At 70.6% G+C, this 17823-nt stretch carries 17 protein-coding genes; 7 read left to right on the top strand and 10 right to left on the bottom strand.

The features are described from left to right. Entirely contained in the window at nucleotides 1–375 is a 375-nt protein-coding gene (locus ACWD0F_RS26020) for a hypothetical protein (protein WP_449879652.1), read from the top strand. A 252-nt stretch (nucleotides 376–627) separates the two neighbouring features. Here the strand turns inward: ACWD0F_RS26020 and ACWD0F_RS26015 are convergent, their stop codons facing one another. Both ACWD0F_RS26015 and ACWD0F_RS26010 read right to left on the bottom strand, forming a co-directional pair. Further along, nucleotides 628–873, bottom strand: a complete 246-nt coding sequence (locus ACWD0F_RS26015; protein WP_449879650.1) for a hypothetical protein — start codon at nucleotides 871–873, stop codon at nucleotides 628–630. A gap of 142 nt (nucleotides 874–1015) precedes the next feature. Further along, the gene (locus ACWD0F_RS26010; protein ID WP_449879648.1) at nucleotides 1016–2038 is read right to left on the bottom strand and encodes a hypothetical protein; all 1023 of its coding nucleotides are present in this window, start codon (nucleotides 2036–2038) and stop codon (nucleotides 1016–1018) included. Between the two features lie 89 nt (nucleotides 2039–2127). Here ACWD0F_RS26010 and ACWD0F_RS26005 point away from each other — a divergent pair, with 89 nt between their 5' ends. The 3 genes from ACWD0F_RS26005 to ACWD0F_RS25995 all read left to right on the top strand — a co-directional run bounded on the left by ACWD0F_RS26005 (nucleotide 2128) and on the right by ACWD0F_RS25995 (nucleotide 4998). Next, a complete protein-coding gene (locus tag ACWD0F_RS26005; RefSeq protein ID WP_449879646.1) occupies nucleotides 2128–2652 on the top strand; it encodes a SigE family RNA polymerase sigma factor in 525 nt (174 codons plus the stop codon). Continuing rightward, nucleotides 2649–3815: a hypothetical protein gene (locus tag ACWD0F_RS26000; protein WP_449879644.1), complete on the top strand. Its 1167-nt coding sequence runs from the start codon at nucleotides 2649–2651 to the stop codon at nucleotides 3813–3815. The genes ACWD0F_RS26005 and ACWD0F_RS26000 overlap by 4 nt, the downstream gene beginning before the upstream one ends. A gap of 214 nt (nucleotides 3816–4029) precedes the next feature. Then, entirely contained in the window at nucleotides 4030–4998 is a 969-nt protein-coding gene (locus ACWD0F_RS25995; RefSeq protein WP_449879642.1) for an aldo/keto reductase, read from the top strand. 149 nt (nucleotides 4999–5147) lie between these two features. On the opposite strand, the gene thpR is transcribed toward ACWD0F_RS25995, so the two are convergent. The 4 genes from thpR to ACWD0F_RS25975 all read right to left on the bottom strand — a co-directional run bounded on the left by thpR (nucleotide 5148) and on the right by ACWD0F_RS25975 (nucleotide 8986). Beyond that, a complete protein-coding gene (gene thpR / locus ACWD0F_RS25990; RefSeq protein ID WP_449879640.1) occupies nucleotides 5148–5705 on the bottom strand; it encodes an RNA 2',3'-cyclic phosphodiesterase in 558 nt (185 codons plus the stop codon). 14 nt (nucleotides 5706–5719) lie between these two features. Beyond that, nucleotides 5720–6943: an MFS transporter gene (locus ACWD0F_RS25985; RefSeq protein WP_449879638.1), complete on the bottom strand. Its 1224-nt coding sequence runs from the start codon at nucleotides 6941–6943 to the stop codon at nucleotides 5720–5722. Nucleotides 6944–6966: 23 nt separating this feature from the next. Next, a complete protein-coding gene (locus tag ACWD0F_RS25980) occupies nucleotides 6967–7395 on the bottom strand; it encodes a MarR family winged helix-turn-helix transcriptional regulator (RefSeq protein ID WP_449879637.1) in 429 nt (142 codons plus the stop codon). A 148-nt stretch (nucleotides 7396–7543) separates the two neighbouring features. Then, on the bottom strand, nucleotides 7544–8986 hold the full coding sequence (locus ACWD0F_RS25975) for an NCS2 family permease (protein WP_449879636.1): 1443 nt from the start codon (nucleotides 8984–8986) through the stop codon (nucleotides 7544–7546). Nucleotides 8987–9069: 83 nt separating this feature from the next. Between ACWD0F_RS25975 and ACWD0F_RS25970 the strand changes: the two genes are divergently transcribed. Both ACWD0F_RS25970 and ACWD0F_RS25965 read left to right on the top strand, forming a co-directional pair. Further along, nucleotides 9070–9282, top strand: a complete 213-nt coding sequence (locus tag ACWD0F_RS25970; protein ID WP_449879634.1) for a DUF2530 domain-containing protein — start codon at nucleotides 9070–9072, stop codon at nucleotides 9280–9282. A 131-nt stretch (nucleotides 9283–9413) separates the two neighbouring features. Further along, the gene (locus ACWD0F_RS25965; protein WP_449879632.1) at nucleotides 9414–10865 is read left to right on the top strand and encodes an alpha/beta hydrolase; all 1452 of its coding nucleotides are present in this window, start codon (nucleotides 9414–9416) and stop codon (nucleotides 10863–10865) included. 69 nt (nucleotides 10866–10934) lie between these two features. Here the strand turns inward: ACWD0F_RS25965 and ACWD0F_RS25960 are convergent, their stop codons facing one another. Further along, nucleotides 10935–13970: a sacsin N-terminal ATP-binding-like domain-containing protein gene (locus ACWD0F_RS25960; RefSeq protein ID WP_449879630.1), complete on the bottom strand. Its 3036-nt coding sequence runs from the start codon at nucleotides 13968–13970 to the stop codon at nucleotides 10935–10937. Nucleotides 13971–14148: 178 nt separating this feature from the next. Continuing rightward, on the bottom strand, nucleotides 14149–14949 hold the full coding sequence (locus tag ACWD0F_RS25955; protein ID WP_449879628.1) for a DUF3027 domain-containing protein: 801 nt from the start codon (nucleotides 14947–14949) through the stop codon (nucleotides 14149–14151). 125 nt (nucleotides 14950–15074) lie between these two features. Here ACWD0F_RS25955 and ACWD0F_RS25950 point away from each other — a divergent pair, with 125 nt between their 5' ends. Then, nucleotides 15075–16592, top strand: coding sequence for an MFS transporter (locus ACWD0F_RS25950; protein WP_449879626.1), 1518 nt, complete (start codon nucleotides 15075–15077; stop codon nucleotides 16590–16592). A gap of 120 nt (nucleotides 16593–16712) precedes the next feature. Here ACWD0F_RS25950 and ACWD0F_RS25945 read toward each other — a convergent pair whose 3' ends face one another. Beyond that, a complete protein-coding gene (locus ACWD0F_RS25945) occupies nucleotides 16713–17108 on the bottom strand; it encodes a cold-shock protein (RefSeq protein ID WP_449879624.1) in 396 nt (131 codons plus the stop codon). A gap of 90 nt (nucleotides 17109–17198) precedes the next feature. Beyond that, nucleotides 17199–17816: an HAD family hydrolase gene (locus ACWD0F_RS25940; protein WP_449879980.1), complete on the bottom strand. Its 618-nt coding sequence runs from the start codon at nucleotides 17814–17816 to the stop codon at nucleotides 17199–17201. Between the last annotated feature and the right edge of the window lie 7 nt (nucleotides 17817–17823).

Below are 17823 nucleotides of genomic sequence, written 5' to 3'. Positions count from 1 at the left end.
ATGTACGTCCCGCCCGAGTGGCCCGCCGAAGTCCGGCCACCCAGCGTTCCCGACTGGGAGACGTCGGCGGTGGCCTGGCTGCTCGACGCGGTCCCGCCGGACTATCGTGCGTACGAGGTGCTCCGGCGGCAGCCGGTGGCGCTGGCCAGCATGGCCCGCCACCACGTCGCCTCCGCCGTCGAGGCGGCCCGCGCGGGCTACCGGGGGGCGGCGGTGGACCTGAAGGGACACCTGCCGCCGCACGCCATCGAGGAGGTGCTCGACACCTACCGGCAGGAGGGGCCGCGCCTGGTGCGCCTGTCCCGCTCCATCGAGGTCGTCGAACGCGCCCTGCGCGGAGACCTCTTCACCGCCACCATGCGCCGGAACCCCTGACCGGGAACCCGGCGGCAAGGTTTCAGCAGCAAGGAGGCCCCGCCGGCCAGACGACCGGCGGGGCCTCCGTCGCCGCTGACATGCCCGCCTACGTCCGCGACCCGGCCAGCCCCTGGCACCGCGGTTCCAATGAGAACGCGAACGGCCTGCGGCGATGGAGCCCGCTCGTTGATTGATCAGGAGCGGTCTCGGGGCACTTGCATGACTCCACGCCCCCCGTTTGTCATGAGGTGCGTGGGGATGGGCTGTGGGTTAGTTGACCCACAAGCGGTAAATGGCATCAAAGCCCGGGATGCCCGAGTCCAGCCTGCATGTGTAGTCGTTGACGGCGCCGCTGGTCTTGTAGGTATTGCCGTGGGCCATGCACCACACGTGCAGATGGTGGGTGTAGTCGGTCGGCCGATAGGTGTCGGCTTGGGCAGCCGTGGGGGTGAGGGCGAGCAGGGCGCCTGCGGCGGCGGCGCTCAGGGCGAGGGCGAGTGCTCGGGTGGGACGCATGTACGCCTCCAGGGGGATTGAATGATCCGAGACCTAACTACCCAGAGTTATAGATCCACTACCCTGCGTGCATATTTCCCGCTGCCAAAAGCCGGTCACAGTGTTGCGACGACTCCTGAATGCGCCGGCGTCTCCCGAGGCGTCAGCGTGTGCGCCGGGCGATGAAGGTGATCACGCCCAGGGCCGCCGCCGCGGCGGCGAGCCAGATGAGGATGTCCCTGACCGTCAGCCCGCCCGTGCCGGCGTCCGTGGCGGCCTGTGACGGCGACCCGTCGTCGTCCCTGGAGGCCGCCGCCGGGCTGGGCGTGGGGGTGGGGGTGGGAGTGGCGGGCTGGGCGCTCGCGGGGATCGGGACGCGGTAGACGGGGCTGCGCGGCCCCTCCGTGCCCGCCAGGAGCGCCCGGCCGTCGGGCGTGTAGGCGATCGACTCCGCCTGCTTCAGCTCCGGCATCGACACCTTGGTGATCGTCTCGCCCGTGGGCCGGTAGAGGGTGGCCGAGAAGTAGGTCCGGATGACGTACGAGGAGCCGTCGGGGGCGTAGGCGGCGTCCGTGGCCATGATGGGCGCGGTGCCGATCTTGCGCAGGATGTTCGTCCGGTCGGTGCGGAGCTTCTTGGGCGCCGCGTAGACCGAGCCGGCGAACTCCTTGGACACCACGTACAGGCGGCCGGTCTTGGGGTTGATCATGATGCCTTCGGCGTTGCGGCCGCCGTCGGCGTAGCGGAAGCGGTAGCGCGTGGCCGACAGCGTGGCGTCGCCGAGCGTCCGCGGCTCCATCACCCGATAGACGGAGATGTCCGGCCAGGCCCCGTCCAGATTGTCCCCGATGTCGGCGAACCAGAGCACCCCGCGCCCCGTCCGCGGATCCTTGGTCGCCGCCATGGCCTCCCAGTCCCGGGCCTGGGCGCCCCGCACCTGGTAGGTGGCCTTCGTCCGGCCGCCGCCGTCGACCGCGTAGAACGTCGGCGCGGCGGCGCTGTCGTTGTGCGTGTAGTAGACGCCGTCGAGCGTCGGCGACGCGGCCAGCCCGCTGGACTCCGTGATCTCCGGATCCTTGAACGTGAAAAGCTTCTCCGTCCCGTCATCCGCCGCGTAGGCGGGAACCGCGGTCAGAAAGCAGGTCGCCACCATCGCGGCGAGCACCCGAAACACGACATCCCCCACTCCGCCATCATGCCCCAACCACCGCCCGCCCGGCCCGCCTTCCAACGCCGCCGCCCCGGCCCGCGTTCTTACCGGGTGGAAGGAGTGGCATGGACCCATATGAGGGCTTCCTGGAGTTCGTACGGGAGCGCCAGCAAGCGCTGATGCGTACCGCGTACCTGCTCACAGGCGATGCCCCGCAGGCCGAGGACCTGCTGCAAACCGTCTTCATGCGAACGGCCAGGCACTGGAGGAAGCTGGCCGACAGCGGCAACCCCGAGGCCTACGTGCGCAAGGCCCTCGTCAACGAGCACATCTCGTGGCGGCGGCGCAGGCGCGTGGAGACGCTGACCGCGTCGCCGCCGGAGACCTGGGCGCACCCCGACCCTGGGGACGAGAGCCTGCGCCGCATGGCGCTGCGGCAGGCTCTGCTGCGCCTGACGCCGCGCCAGCGGGCGGTGCTCGTGCTGCGGTTCTACGAGGATCGCAGCGTCGACGAGACCGCCGGCCTGCTCGGCTGCTCACCGGGCACGGTCAAGAGCCAGACCAGCCACGCGCTCGGCCGCCTGCGCGCTCTCGCGCCCGAATTGGCCGGCCTGCTCCACGACGTCGAGCCCGAGGAGGTCTCCCGATGACCGGATTCCGTGATGAGCTGCGTCTGCTCGCCGCCCAGGCGCCCGAGGTCGACCTGGCCGAGCGGGCCCTGCGCGGGGCACGCCGGCAGCGGAGCGCGACGCTCGGGTCCGTGGTGGCGACGCTGGTCGCGCTGGCCCTCAGCACCTTGGTCCTGGCCGGGCCGTCCGGTGTGACGACCACCGGCAGGATCGCCGACGTGCTGCCCGTCTCCGGCGTGGATCCCGCCGCCTACGCCTATTACGACTGGTGCGGAAAGCGGTGGGACTACCGGAAGAACACCGGGACGTTCGCCGGCGAGGAGTGCGTGCAGTGGCGGCTGGTGACCCGTACCGGCCAGAGCTTCAGGATGCCGGAAGCGTTGAGCGTGTACACGGACCAGAGCCCCGACAACTACATGAACACCGCCGCGCCCCTGGTGATCTCGTCGGACGGGCGGCGGGTCGCGTACTACAGCGAGAAGGACCAGCGGTTCGCGGTCCGGGACCTGGCCGACGGCCGGATCTGGCTGACTCCGCAGACCGTCCCGCGAGCGGCGATGCTGAAGGGCGGCGGGATGCTGCAGCTCTCCCCCGACGGCCGCTTCCTCGGCATGTCGGGGATCGACGTGCCGAACGCCGTCGTGGACATGGAGACGGGCCGGGTCACCGAGGTCCCGGCGGGCTGGTGGGCGCATGCGGTGGGCCGTGGCGGCGGCCCGATCGTGGTCCGCGACGAGCGCGACCGGCTGGGTGTCCTCGACGAGGGAAAGGTGCGCGTGGTGGTCAAGGCGGCCGGGGAGCCCCGCGCCTACGGCCAGTTGTCTCCGGACGGGCACGTCATGGCCTATCTCGACGGCGCGAAGACGGACGGCGACAACATGGTGACCAAGAACTACGACACGGTGGTGACCGTCGACGTGACCACTGGCGAGGAAGTGCACAGGGTCAGATTCCGGGACGCCCCCAAGGGGTTCAAGACCATGCGGATGGGCGGCTGGCAGAGCGCTTCGGAGGTGACGGTCTCCGACATGGTGCGAAACGACCCGCGTCGCCGCAAGATCGACGACGTCCCGACGCTGGGCGAGGTGACGTACGGGATCGAGGTGGGCACCGGACAGGTGCGCACGCTCACGTCGTACACCTACCGGGCCTGGGCCGGCGACCTCTCACTCCCGGGCTTCTGACGTGACCCCGTAAGCACGCTCACCTGGCGTTGTGGGTGGCCGGCGCCCTGGAGCAGCGCCGGCGGCCCGCCGGGACCCCGGTGATCCCCCAGGTCCTGGCCACGGGCGCGGCGGCCAGGACCGGCAACCGGGCGACGGCAGATGGCGGCTTTGCCGGAGATCATGAAATGACCCTATGGCCTGGAGCGCACTCCAGGTCTTTAGGGTTGGAAGCATGGAATACGTCAACCTTGGACGCAGCGGCCTGCGAGTGAGCCCGCTCTGTCTCGGCACCATGAACTTCGGCCCGCTGACCTCGGAGGAAGACTCCTTCGCGATCATGGACAGGGCCCATGAGCTGGGCATCAACTTCTTCGACTCGGCCAACGTCTACGGCTGGAAGAAGGGCGAGGGCATCACCGAGAACATCCTCGGCCGGTGGTTCGCCCAGGGCGGCGGCCGCCGGGAGAAGACGGTCATCGCCACCAAGCTCTATGGCGACATGGGCGACTGGCCCAATGAGGGCAAGCTGTCCGCCCTCAACATCCGCCGGGCCTGCGACGCCTCACTGAAGCGCATGCAGACCGACTACATCGACATCTACCAGGCCCACCACGTCGACCGGAACACCCCGTTCGACGAGTTCTGGGAGGCCATGGAGGTCCTGCGCCAGCAGGGCAAGATCATCTATGTCGGCTCGTCCAACTTCGCGGGCTGGCACATCGCCAAGGCCCAGGAGACGGCCGCCAGGCGCAACTTCACCGGCCTGGTCAGCGAGCAGTCCCACTACAACCTGCTCACCCGCGCGGTGGAGCTGGAGCTGCTGCCCGCCTGCGAGGACTACGGCATCGGCGTGATCCCGTGGAGCCCGCTGGCCGGCGGCCTGCTCGGCGGCGTGCTGCGCAAGATCGACAAGGGCCGCTCGGCCAACGAGAACATGCTCAAGGAGCTGGACAAGCACCGCGACAAGATCGAGCAGTACGAGAAGTTCTGCGACGAGCTGGGCGAGGACCCGGCCAACGTGTCCCTGGCCTGGCTGCTCAAGCAGCGGGCGGTCACCGCTCCGATCATCGGCCCGCGCACCATGGAGCAGCTCGAAGGCAGCCTGCGCACCCTGGAGATCGACCTCGACGCCGCCGCCCTGGCCCGCCTCGACGAGATCTTCCCCGGCCACCGCACCGCGCCGGAGGACTACGCCTGGTAACCCTCGGGTGCCGACGTACGCCATCGGGCCCGGCTCTGCGACGGCAGGGCCGGGCTCAGGTCAGCAGGGCGCCGAACACGACGATCAGCAGCAGCAGGCCGAGCACGATGGGCAGCAACCAGGAGCGAGGACGATCCACGCCCTGGAGCCTAGCCCTGCCCGGCGGGTGCCAGCGCCCATTCGGCGAGTGACTCGTACCTCACCTGGGGCCCGGTGTGACTGCGGACAAGCCGGACCCGCTCCGCCCGCCACGGCGAGCCGCTGAACCCGGCCAGCGACTCCACCAGCGGCCGGAGGTCGGTCTCGGCCTTGGCGCGGGCCACCGTGAGATGCGGATGGAAACGTTTGTCATCCGTCTGACCGGCACCGGCCCGCCGCGCGCCCGCCTTGACCGAGTCCGCCAGCCGGACCATGGAGTCACCCGTGACGCCCGCCCAGAAGACCCTGGCGCGGCGCGCGGACGAGAAGGCCCCGAAGCCGGAGAAGGCCAGGTCGACGACGCTGTAGCGGTGTACGGCGCGGGCCAGGCGCACGTCGAGCTCGGGCAGCGCCTGCTCGGGCACCTCGCCGAAGAAGGCGAGCGTGATGTGCCAGGTGGCCCGGTCCGGCCAGCGCAGCCCCGGCACCTGCCCGACGTGCGGCGCGATCACATGGGCGATCTCGTCCAGCACCTCGTCGGGCGGCACCAGCGCCGCGAAAAGCCTCATGCCACCTGATTCTGTCAGGCCATGGCGAGCGCCGGCCGGTTGACGCGGGACCTGATCAGCCGCGTCAGCAGCACCGACAGCCCGGTGCCGATCAGCACCATCACCCCGGACAGGACCACGCCCGCCCGCGGCCCGCCCAGCTCGGACAACCACCCGATCAGCGGCGCCCCCAATGGCGCCCCGCCGGTGAAGACCAGCATGTAGATCCCCATGACCCGCCCCCGCATGTCGGGAGAGGTGGCGATCTGCACACTGGCGTTGGCCGCCGTGTTGATGGTGATCAGCGCTACTCCCGTGGGAATCAGCAGCAGCAGGTAGGCGGGGTAGAACGGCGCCAGCCCGGTGGCGATCTGGAACACCCCGAACCCGAGCGCGCCGGTGAACAGCAGTTTGCGCGTCAGCCGGGCCCGCCTGGCCGCGAGCAGCGCCCCGCCGAGCGCGCCCACCGCGAACATGCTGGAGGCCAGCCCGAACGACGACGCCCCCGCCTTGAAGACCTCCCGCGCCATCAGCGCGATCGACATCGAGAACGACTGCGAGAACATCGACACGAACCCGATCAGCAGCACCGGCATGAGGAGCTCTTCGCGCTCGATCACGTAGCGGAGCCCCTCGCGGAGCTGGCCCTTGGCCCGGGGGATGGGCGCGGCGGTGTTCAGCTCGGCCTTGCGCATGAAGACCAGGCTGGAGATGACGCCGCCGAAGGTCAGCGCGTTGATCAGGAAGATCGGCCCCGTCCCGCCGAGCACGAAGATCAGCACGCCGGCGAGCGCCGGGCCGACCACGCGGGCCAGGTTGAAGATGGAGCTGTTGAGTGCGATCGCGTTCGGCAGGTCCTGCCGGCCCACCATCTCGACCACGAACGCCTGCCGGGTCGGCACCTCCACGCAGGAGATGATGCCGAGCAGGAACGCCATCACGTACACGTGCCAGACCTGGGCCGAGCCCGTCATGGTGAGCACGCCGATGGTCAGCGCCAGCCCCGCCATCAGGCTCTGGGCGGCGATGAGGATCGGCCGCTTGGGATAGCGGTCGGCGAGCACTCCGCCGAACATCCCGAACAACAACATCGGCAGGAACTGCAGCGCGGTCGCCCAGCCGAGTGCCGCCGCGCTGCCGTGGGTCAGGTCGAGCACCAGCCAGTCCTGGGCGGTGCGCTGCAGCCAGGTGCCCACGTTGGAGACGATGCCCCCGGCTGCGAACATGCGATAGTTGTGCACCCTGAGTGACCGGAACATCCCGGTCCTGGGTTCTTCAGGTTCTAGATCCTGCTGAGCTTCTCCAGGATCGGCGCCGCCTGCCGCAGGATCGACTTCTCCTCGGGAGAGAGCTCCTTCAGCTGCTGTGTCAGCCACGCCTCCTTGCGGCGGCGCTCCTCCTTCAGCAACTTCTCGGCGGCCTCGGTCACGGTCACGGTCACCTGGCGCCGGTCGGTCGGATGCGGGCTGCGCGCGAGAAGGCCGCGTTCCTCGAGACCCGCGATCACGCGCGTCATCGAGGGTGGTTGCACCTTCTCTAGCTCGGCCAATTCGCCGGGGGTTATCCCGGAATGCCGTTCCACCGCGGCGAGCGTCGCGAACTGCGTGGGAGTCAGCGAGTGCGCCGCCGCCTGACGTCGTAGCCGCCTGGTCAGCCTTGCCATCGAGACGCGCAACGCTGAAGCCAGGCCTGCGTCGCCGCGCAGGTCCATCTTGGGCTGGGGTTTGGTTAGCATGAGTCATTACCTTTGCTAACTATACGCGAAGGCGGGATATTTCCCCACATCTGGTGTCTCACACCTTGATACCGCGAAGCCGCCCCACGCGGGTGCGGGACGGCCTCGACGGCGTGGTGTTCCGTCAGATTCCGAACAGGGCCCGGATCGGACCGATGGCGAAATAGAGCACGAACAGCGCGGTGACGCCCCACAACAGCGGATGCACCTCGCGGGCCTTGCCTCGAACGATCTTGATCAGCACGTAGCTGATGAAGCCGGCGCCGATGCCGTTCGAGATCGAGTAGGTGAAAGGCATGATCACGATGGTGAGGAACGCCGGAATGGCGATCTCGTACTCGTTCCAGTCTATGTCGCGGATGGCGGTCATCATGAGGAAGCCGACGACGACCAGCGCGGGGGCCGCGGCCTCGTACGGGACGACCGTGACGAGCGGCGCGAAGAAGATCGCCACCAGGAAGAGCAGGCCGGTGACCACGCTGGCCAGACCGGTGCGCGCGCCCTCCCCGACGCCGGCCGCCGACTCGATGTAGGTGGTGTTGGAGGAGACGGAGCCCGCGCCGCCCGCCGCCGCGCCGATCGAGTCGACGAGCAGGATCTCCCTGGTACGCGGCAGCGTCCCGTCCTCCGCCACCAGGTTCGCCTGGCGGCCGACGCCCACGATCGTGCCCATGGTGTCGAAGAAGTCCGTGATGAGCAGCGTGAACACCAGCAGCACGGCGAGCAGCACCGAGACCTGGCTGAAGGCGCCGAACGGATCGAACTCCGCGAACAGCGTCAGGGGGTTGTGGAACCCGATGATCTGCTCGGGCAGGGTGGGCGCGTTGCCCTGCCAGCCGCCGGGGTTCTCGGCCGAGAAGGCGCCCGACTTGGTGACGAGCTCGATGATGATCGCCAGCACGGTGGTTCCGACGATGCCGATCAGGATGGCGCCCTTGACCTTGCGCGCCACCATCACGGCCGTGGCGAGCAGCCCCACGACGAACACGAAGATCGGCCACGACGTGAGAGTGCCGCCGATGCCCATCTCCAGCGGCGGCCCGGCGGGCACGCGACGCACGAACCCGGCGTCCACGAAGCCGATCAACGCGATGAACAGGCCGATGCCCACGCTGATGGCCGTCTTGAGCTGGGCCGGGATGGCGTGGAAGACCGCTGTTCTGAGCCCGGTGAGCACCAGGACGGCGATGATGACACCTTCGAGGAAGACCAGGCCCATGGCCGCCTCCCAGGTCATCACGGAGGCGATGTTGAAGGTGACGAAGGCGTTCAGGCCCAGGCCGGCCGCCATCGCGAACGGAACTCTGGCGACGACGCCCATGAGGATCGTCAGGATGCCGGCCAGGAACGCGGTCCCGGCCGCCACGAGCGCCACGTTGGGCGTCGTGCCGTCGCCGATGACCTGCTTCTGCACGTCCGTGCCGTTGGCAATGATGATCGGGTTCAGCACCACGATGTAGGCCATGGTGAAGAACGTGGCCAGGCCGCCCCGCACCTCACGGGAGAGCGTGGAACCTCGTGCGGAGATGTGGAAGAAACGATCTAAAGCGTTACGTGTGTCACTCACGACGCGAAGAGTGACAGTCGTGGTGAAGTGCGGAGAAGGGCCAGTGATGAGATCGAGACCCGATTGGAAGCTAGGCTGGACACGTGCAGCAGCGCCAGTGGCATCCCGATCCGGAGCCGATCAAGACCAACGACACCAAGGCCGTCGCCGTGGGGACCGCCGTGTGGGCCGTCGCCCTCGTCGTCCTGCTGATCTTCCGGCCCGCGCCGGAGCACACGTGGCTGATCTGGACCTGCGCGACCGGGGTGGTCTTCGGGCTGCTCGGCATGTGGCTCGTCCGGCCCAAGGACAAGTGACCGGCATACTCCGTACGAGCTGACATTCATCATCTTCGGCGCTTCGCCGAAGTCACCCGTTAGTGGTGTTTCCCCCCACTACATCGGCCCATGCCCGCTCCAGCATGCTGGACGGCATGAAGAAGCCCATCGTGACAGTCCTTCTTGGCGCGGCGGTCCTCACCGCCTGCGGCACGGCCGCCCCGCCCGCCGGCTCGTCGGCCACCGCGCCCGCGGGGACGATCGCCTGGAGCAAGTGCACCGATGTGACGGGCCAGGACGGCAGGCCGGCCGACCCCGGCCCCGGAGTGGAGTGCGGCAGAATCCAGGTCCCGCTCGACTACGCCAAGCCCGGCGGCGAGAAGATCGACCTCGCCCTCATCCGGGTCAAGGCCACCGGCGACCGCGCCGGCTCGCTGGTCTTCAACTTCGGCGGGCCCGGCGCCTCAGGTGTGGACACGCTGGCCGTGGCCGCCAAGGCGTTCAGCAGCCTGGGCGGCAGCTACGACCTGGTCAGCTTCGATCCGCGCGGCGTCGAGCGCAGCTCCGGCGTCAAGTGCGGCGGCGAGCTCGAAAAACTCATCGCCGCCGGGGTCGAGGAGGACGGGGACAAGCTGGCCGAGGAGTTCGCGCAGGCGTGCCGGCAGGACTCGGGCAAGGTCCTGCCGTACGTCGGCACCGTGAGCGCCGCCAAGGACCTCGACCTCCTGCGGGCCGCGCTCGGCGACGACCGGCTCAACTACCTCGGCTTCTCCTACGGCACCCACCTCGGGGCGGTGTACGCCACGCAGTTCCCCAAGAACGTCGGCCGCTTCGTCCTGGACGGCGCCTTCGATCCCACGGTCACGTTCGAGGAGCGGGCGGTGATCCAGTCGACGGGCTTCGACGGGGCCTTCGAGGCGTTCGCCAAGAACTGCGTGGCGCTGAGCTGCGAGCTCGGGGCCGACCCGGCCACCGTCGAGAAGACCGTGGAGAAGCTGCTCGACGGGCTGAAGACGAAGCCGATCAAGGTCGGGGAGCGCGAGCTCACGTACGGGCTGGCGCAACTGGCCGTCATCACCCCCCTCTACGCCAAGTCGACCTGGCCCATGCTCGAACAGGCCGCGGCCGCGGCGATCAAGGGCGACGGCACCCAGCTCCTGGCCCTGGCCGACGCCTACACCGGCCGCCGGCCGGACGGGACGTACACGACGATGATGACCAGCTCGCAGGCCATCAGCTGCGCCGACAACGCCGAACGTCCCACGGCCGCCGACACCGCCAAGACCAACGAGCAGGTGGAGAAGATCTTCCCCATCCTGGCGGCGGAGGGAACGGCGGGCGGGACCTGCGCCCACTGGCCCGTGCCGGGGGACGACACGGCCAAGCACATCGACGCCACCGGCTCGGGCCCCATCGTGGTCATCGGGGGCAAGGGCGACCCCGCCACGCCGTACCAGTGGGCGACGAAGCTCACGCAGCAGCTCAAGACGGGCGTCCTGGTCACCTACGAGGGTGAGGGCCATGGCGCGTATCTGAGCGGCAACGCGTGCGTCATGAAGCTGGTGGACGCCTATCTGCTCGACGGCACGGTGCCCGCCGCGAACAGCACCTGCGCCCCCTGACCACCGCCCCCTGACCCCACCGCCACCGTCCCGGCCGTGTGCACCCACCCGGCCGGGACATCGGCTGGATCAGGACAGGTCGGCCTCGGCCAGCAGCAGCGGCACCGACTCCGGGTCACGGAGCAGGGCGGCCACCGCGAGCCGGTCGTTCCACTGCCCCGTCGCCCACGCCAGCCCCCGGGCCAGCCCGTCGGCGCCCGTGCAGTGCACCGCCCCCTCGAAGAACCGCCACGTGCACTCCACCCCGTCGACCAGGAGCTTTTCGTGCTCCACATAGGTGGCGGGCGCGGTGGGCAGCAGCGCGGCCACCTGCGCGGGCACCTCGCGCACGGCGCCCTGCGAGGTCACCTCGCCCACGGCCAGCTCCCCCGCCAGCGGCAGGTCGAGCAGCTCGGACAGCGCCTCGGCCAGGTCGTAGGGGGCCAGCACCAAAGGCCGGTCCACCACGAGCTGCAGCAGGTCGGGCGCCTCCACCACCACGGCGTCCGCGGCCGCCGCCACCACGATGACGCCCTGCCGCACGGCCCGCACCCGCGACGGCGGCGCCACCCGCGACGGATCGACGCCCGCCAGCGCCACCCACAGCGCACGCAACTGGGCCCGGTCGACCGTGATCGACGGGTCGGCCAGCAGATCGAGCAGCTCCTCCGGCCCGCCGTGGGAGGCGAGCAGGTCGGCCAGCGTGGTGCGCACGCCGAGCATCGACAGCGCGGGCTCGTCGAGGCCGGTGGGCGCGTCGTCGTAGAGGCCCTGAAGCAGCGGGTCGGCGCCCGGAAGCCGCAGCTCCAGCGGCTTGCGGCCGTCGAGCACGGAATGGTTGGCCAGCCACCACGCGGTGTAGGACGGCACTTCCACGCCGTCCACGCGCAGCGGATGGAGGGCGGCCCGCAGCGGCGGCCGGGTCAGCAGCGTCAGCGCGGCCGGCCATTCGGCGACCAGCTCCAGGTCGCGCACCGCCGCGAACTCCGGCACCAGCGGCGGCACGTCGAGGTCGGGCAGCAGGTCGAGCACGTGCTCCAGCCACTCGTCCTCGCCGTCGAGATCGTGGTCGCAGTCGTCCTGGTCGAGCAGCACGTCGGACTCCAGCACGACGGCGAACCCGTCGAGCACGCCCACCGCGGCGAGCACCCGCGCGCCGAACGTCTCCACCAGCTCGGCGGCGGCCACGCCGAGCTGCGCGCCGGACTCCAGCAGCCCGGCCAGCGCACCGTCGGCCAGCATGAGCTCACCCGCCGGGTAGAGCTCGCCGTCGGTGCCGCGCAGCGCCAGCTCGGCCAGCCACGGCGCCTCGCCGGGCGCCAGCCCGGCCGCTGCCACGAGGGACAGGACGGCCCGCGCCACCGGCTCGGGCTCGGGGTTGTCGAGCGACTGTGCGACGGCGGCCTTGGTCAGCGGATCTTCGAGGATCGTCCTGGGCGTGGCCTCGGCCGCGCCCAGGCGCAGCAGCGCGGGGTGGGCGGCGTCGGGGTGCACGATGCGCAGCCCGAGCGGCGCCAGGTCGAGGTCGGCGCCGCCGTCGGTCAGGATGAGCGTGCCGCGCGGCCCGCGCACCAGCCGGCCGTCCGTGAGGGGCACCGGCAGCGCGCCCAGCGACTCGGGGTCGTCGGCGGGCAGGACCTCGTAGACCGAGCGCCACCACGACGGCTCCCGCGCCTCCACGGCGTCGCCGGAGAGCAGATCGACCACGTCGGCCAGCTCGACCTTGCGCACGCCCAGTGAGGCCATGGCGGGATGCCTGGCGGGCCATCCGGCGGGCAGCAGGCCGGGCACGAAGCCGGCGACCGCGGACAGCAGCTCCGCGCCGCCGGAGACGATCACGGCCGCCTCCCGGCCGGCGACCACCCAGCCGTCGCCGTCGGGATCGGGCGCCGGCTGCTCGACCGCCCACCGCGCGTCGGGCTCGTAGACCGGCGCGTCGGCGAACGACGGGGTCTGCACGACCGGGGCGGGCGCGGACAGCGCGGGCAGCAGCGGCGTGGCGGGCAGCCGGGCCAGCACGGCGCGGCGGATGCGGGCGTCGAGCTCGCCCTTGCCCATGAGGGAGGGCACCAGGTCGAGCAGCTTGGACGTGCGCGGCAACTCCCGCAGCAGCCGGACGTAGGCGTCGGCCACCCGCTCGACCAGGAAGTCGGTGAGCCGCCCCTTGGCGACGTGGCGCCGGTCGGTGGCCATCGGGAAGGAGGCGATCAGCAGTGCGGGCAGGTCGAGCGGCTCGTCGCTGGGCGTGGGCGCGTGCACGGCGGGCGGCACCGTGGCGGGCAGCGGCCCGGGCTCGCCGGTGCCGGTGAGGGGCACCGCCCAGCGCAGGGACCAGAACGGGCGGGCGCGCTCCTCGGTGGGCCGGTCGGCGAAGAGCTCGGCGACCTCCTTGGCGGTGAACTCCCCCGACTCCGAGACCACGTGCCAGCCGTCGGCGACCACGGTGCGCAGGGACCCGTCGAGCTCGATCTCGATGGCCTCCAGCGCGGGCAGGCCGAGCAGCAGCGCGGGGCTGGTCTCGGCCAGCATGTGCCGGACGGCGGCCACGCTGGCCTGGTCACGCAGCGGCAGGCGGACGAGCGTGTCGAACCCCTGGGGCACGTCGACCATGGGTGGCGCGTCGAAGGGCAGCCGCAGCAGCGGAACGTGCCCCGAGCGGTCGGCGAGCTCGCCAGCGAGCGCGGGGGTCTCGGCGACCAGGGCCGCGGTCTCCGTACGGGACCAGCGCACCGCGCCGTGCCCGCGCGAGCCGACGGACGGCGCGTCGCAGACCGACACCACCGCCGCGAACCCCACGCCGAACCGGCCCGCCGCGCCGATCTCGGCCCGCTTGCCGGAGACGCGCAGCGTCGACAGGCCCTCCACGCCCGTGGCGTCGAGGGCGGCACCGGTGTTGGCGGCCAGCAGCACGTCGCCCTGGAGCGTCAGCCGCAGCACCCCTGGCACACCCGCCCGCAGGGCCGCGTCGGCGGCGTTCTGGGCGAGCTCGACGATCAGCCGGTCGCGGTAGCCGCCGAGCGCGAAGTCCTCTTCGGCGTTGGCGTCTTCGCGGAACCTGGCGGGCGAGGCGGTCCATGCGGACAGGACCGCGGCTCGCATCCGGTCAGTGCCGTAGGTGTCGGTCATCGATCACGATCCTGATTGGAGGTAGGGGGCCTGGGTAGGTTAGCGGCCCGGACCGACAGGAGCGCCGCTCCTCGGCCTGCCACCCCGGAGCGCCGCTTGTTGGTCGGCCACCCCGGAGCGCCGCTCCTTGGCCCGCCACCCCGGAGTGCCGGCACGGGATCCGGGCCGGCACCTCGCGTCAGGAGTGCCCGAGCTCCTCCGAGGCGGATTCGTCGACCGAGCCCGCCTCCTCCTCCATCAGGTCATAACCCAGGTCGTCGAGAATGGGAATGGCCTGCTCCATGGGCGGCGGCTGGACCGCGGCCTCGGAGTGGGCACCGCAGCCGTGGTCGGCGGCGACGACCTTGCCGTCGTCCGGCGCGTACTCGTTAGAGCAGACTCCGAACATCTGCCGCAGCCCACCCGCGAGCAGCCAGTAGAAGCCGCAGGTGGAGCACTGCGCGGGTGCGGCGTGTGCGATCGGTGTATGCGGCCCGTGCTCGCCCGAATGCCAGCGTCTGGCAGCCTGGTCCTTGCCATCGGCCGAGAGCACACGTGCCCGGCCCAGGCCGTACTCGAAAATCGCCTGGTGGTCGGCGTCGTCGTCCGTTTCGGTGAAACCCGGCGCCAGCCGGTCGTCGTCCTCCGGGGTGGGGAGCAGGTCGCCCACGCCAAGGTCGCCTGGGCGCAGTCGCTCGCTCCACGGCAGCCATTCGGGCGCGAGCAGCGCGCCGGCGCCGGGGAGCAGGACGACCTCGCAGACCGTGACGTTCTTCGCGCGCGAGGCACGCGTGACGGTGACGGCCCACCGCCAGCCGCGGTAGGCGCGGTCGAGGCAGCCGAAGTAGTGGGTGACGATCCGGTCGCCCTCGCCCTCGTAACCGAGGTGCTCGCCGGGCTGACCTGGACGCGCGAGCTCAGCGGCCGCGGCGCGGGCCAGATCGACCGCGGCGACACAGGCCTGGTCAGGGGCGGAGACACGGGCCCTCGTGCGGCTCATCGGGCCGTCTCCGCCGGAAGGTACTGTTCGCTCACACTTCATTCTCACCCATGACCGGACCAGGAAGGCCCACAACCGGAGATCCCGCTCCGAGATCTCCGGCGAATCGGGTAAGACTGGTAGGCGTGGAGGGTGGCTGGGATCGGGCGCGCGAGATCTCGCGGCGGGTGGCGCGCGGCGCCGCCGGCGCGGGGCGCGCGACGGCGCGGGCGAGCAGGGCCACGGCGAGCGGGACCGCCCGGGCCGGCAAGGCCACCGCCAAAGGCGCGCAAAAGGTCGGCAAGGCCACCCGCAGGCTCACCGACGCGGGCGGCGCCGGCCGCACGGGGCTCGGCCGCCTGATCGAGCTGTCGGCCGGCAACAGCGCCGGCGACTCGTTCGTCACGGTGGCGCTGGCCAGCACGGTCTTCTTCGGCGTCCCCGTCGGCGAGGCCCGGGGCTCCGTCGCCCTTTACCTCGTCATCACGATGTTGCCGTTCGGGCTGCTGGCGCCGTTCGTGGGGCCGATACTCGACCGGTTCAGGTCGGGGCGGCGCTATGTGATGGCGGGCACCCTGTTCGGGCGGGGGCTGCTCTGCTTCGCGATGGCGGCCGCGGTGGGCCCCGGCGACCTGCCGACGTTGTTCATCGGGGCGCTGGGCGTGCTGGTGTTGTCGAAGGCCTACAACGTGTCACGGGCGGCGATCATGCCGAGCGTGCTGCCCGCCGACATCACGCTGGTGTCGGCGAACGCGCGGGTGGCGCTGTTCACGCTGGTCTGCGCCGGGGCGGCGGTGCCGATCGGCGCCGGGCTGACCGCGTGGCTGGGCAGCGCGACGATGTTGCGTGCCGCGATGGTGGCCTTCCTGCTGCTCGGGGTCGCCGCCGTACGCCTGCCGCGCCACATCGACTCCCCCGATCTGGAGGAGGAAGGCGCATCGCCGCGCGGGCGCACCCTGTTCAAGGTCGGCCCCGCGGTCGCCGAGGCCGTCTGGGCCAACGTGGCCATCCGGATCTTCTCCGGCTTCCTGCTGTTCTTCCTGCTGTTCCTGGTGCAGGACAAGGCGGTGCCGTGGCTGGCGGTCACGCAGCCCTGGGCGCAGGACCCGTTCTTCGACATCCCCAAGACGATCGCGCTGCTCGCGGCGGCGGCCGGGGTGGGCGGCCTGTTGGGCGCCGTGATCGCCAACTGGACGCGCAACCACGCGCCGCAGCTCATCGTGCTGGTCACGCTGGCCGTGACCAGCGTGACGAGCATCGTGACCGCGCTCTTCTTCGGCTTGTGGGCGGCGCTGGCGATCGCGCTCGTCACGGCGTTCGCGCAGGAGCTGGGCAAGCTGGCGCTGGACGCGATCGTGCAGCGGGAGATCGGCGAGGAGGTGCGCTCGTCCACGTTCGGCGTGGTCGAGGCGGTGCTCCAGCTCGCCTGGGTGTTCGGCGGCCTGGTCGGGCTGGTGCTCTCGCTCACGCAGAGCAGCCTGGCGGGGCTCATCGCGCTGGCCGTCATGCTGACGGCCGCGCTCGGCTGGCTGCTGATCGCCAGGCGCGAACGGGTGCGGGCGGCCGACGCCAAGCTGAGAAGGAAACGGGCCGAGGTCCCCGACCCGCCGCAGCGGCCGGACACGCTCGACCCGACCAAGCCCTTGACCAATCCGAACGGCTAGCGCCCTGACCGAAAACGATCACCGGGTGGGTGAAAGGTTCAGGTCACGGGTTTGCGGGGTCGGCCGGTAATCGTTTCCGGGCACAGCACTGGGCATCGAGCCTTTGACCAACCCGAACGGCTAGGCGTCGAGGTCGTCCGCGACGGCCCTGAGCACCTGCGCGATCTTCTTGGCGTGCGTCGCCTCCGGGTGTTTGCCCCGCTGGTAGGACGTCGACACGTCGTCGAGCAGCTTGATCAGGTCTTCGACGATGACCACCAGTTCGTCGGGCTTCTTCCGCTTGGCCTTGGGCTTGGGCTTGGCCAGCGTCGGCGGCTGCTCCAGGATCCGGACCGAGAGCGCCTGCTGGCCCCTGCGCCCTTCGGCCACCCCGAACTCGACCTTCTGGCCGGGCTTGAGCGGGCCTGCGCCAGTGGGGAGCGCGGAGGAATGCACGAAGACCTCACCGCCGTCGTCACGGGTGAGGAAGCCGAAACCCTTGTCGGCGTCGTACCACTTGACCTTGCCACTCGGCACAGGGACCTCGTTCAAACCGTCGAAAAGACAATGGATGGATGTAGGTTATGCCCCGAAGCGCTTCGGGGCGACCGGGTAAATGCCAGGGAATTAGCGGACTTCATCGTGCTCGGGCCAACCGGCGAACCATGCGCCGAATTCGGTCAGGTCGCCCAGCGCCACATCCGCACCATGATCACGCAGCTCTCCAGTCGTGTAAGGACCTGTCGCCACTGTCACGCTCACGGCCCCACCGGCACGCGCCGCCTCGATGTCCATGACATGGTCCCCAACATAAGCCGCCGCGCCGAACCGCGCGAGTGCCGATCCTTTGGCCGCCCCGAACAACGAGCCGACCACCTCGTCCACGACAAACCCGAGGGAGGCGACCGTGCCGCGGGCGTCCCGGACGTTCTTGCCGGTGACGACGATGACCCGGCCGCCGCGGGCGCGTACGGCCTCGATCGCCTCGTGCGCGCCGGCCATGGCCGTGTGCGCCGGAACCCCCATTTCCGGGTATATCTCCCTATACAGATCGGCGGCGGCGGCCACCTCTCCGGCGGGCAACCAGTTGGCCAGCTCCGTCTCCAAGGGCGGCCCCAGCCGCGTGACGATCGCGGCGCTGTCAAAGGCGATGCCCATACGCACGGACAGCTCGTCGTAAACGGCGGCGATGCCGGCTCGCGTGTCCGCCAAAGTCATGTCAAGGTCGAAACCCACCGAAGTCATCACACTG

The organism is Nonomuraea sp. NPDC002799, from assembly GCF_053592075.1.
Note: the sequence above shows the minus strand (reverse complement) of the source record. Positions and strands in the feature narration are given on the sequence as shown.

Coding starts and splice junctions, on each gene's coding strand:
- ACWD0F_RS26020 (WP_449879652.1), top strand. CDS start 1: ATGTACGTCCCGCCCGAGTGGCCCGCCGAAGTCCGGCCACCCAGCGTT.
- ACWD0F_RS26015 (WP_449879650.1), bottom strand. CDS start 873: ATGCGTCCCACCCGAGCACTCGCCCTCGCCCTGAGCGCCGCCGCCGCA.
- ACWD0F_RS26005 (WP_449879646.1), top strand. CDS start 2,128: ATGGACCCATATGAGGGCTTCCTGGAGTTCGTACGGGAGCGCCAGCAA.
- ACWD0F_RS26000 (WP_449879644.1), top strand. CDS start 2,649: ATGACCGGATTCCGTGATGAGCTGCGTCTGCTCGCCGCCCAGGCGCCC.
- ACWD0F_RS25995 (WP_449879642.1), top strand. CDS start 4,030: ATGGAATACGTCAACCTTGGACGCAGCGGCCTGCGAGTGAGCCCGCTC.
- thpR (WP_449879640.1), bottom strand. CDS start 5,705: ATGAGGCTTTTCGCGGCGCTGGTGCCGCCCGACGAGGTGCTGGACGAG.
- ACWD0F_RS25985 (WP_449879638.1), bottom strand. CDS start 6,943: ATGTTCCGGTCACTCAGGGTGCACAACTATCGCATGTTCGCAGCCGGG.
- ACWD0F_RS25980 (WP_449879637.1), bottom strand. CDS start 7,395: ATGGACCTGCGCGGCGACGCAGGCCTGGCTTCAGCGTTGCGCGTCTCG.
- ACWD0F_RS25960 (WP_449879630.1), bottom strand. CDS start 13,970: ATGACCGACACCTACGGCACTGACCGGATGCGAGCCGCGGTCCTGTCC.
- ACWD0F_RS25955 (WP_449879628.1), bottom strand. CDS start 14,949: ATGAGCCGCACGAGGGCCCGTGTCTCCGCCCCTGACCAGGCCTGTGTC.
- ACWD0F_RS25940 (WP_449879980.1), bottom strand. CDS start 17,816: ATGACTTCGGTGGGTTTCGACCTTGACATGACTTTGGCGGACACGCGA.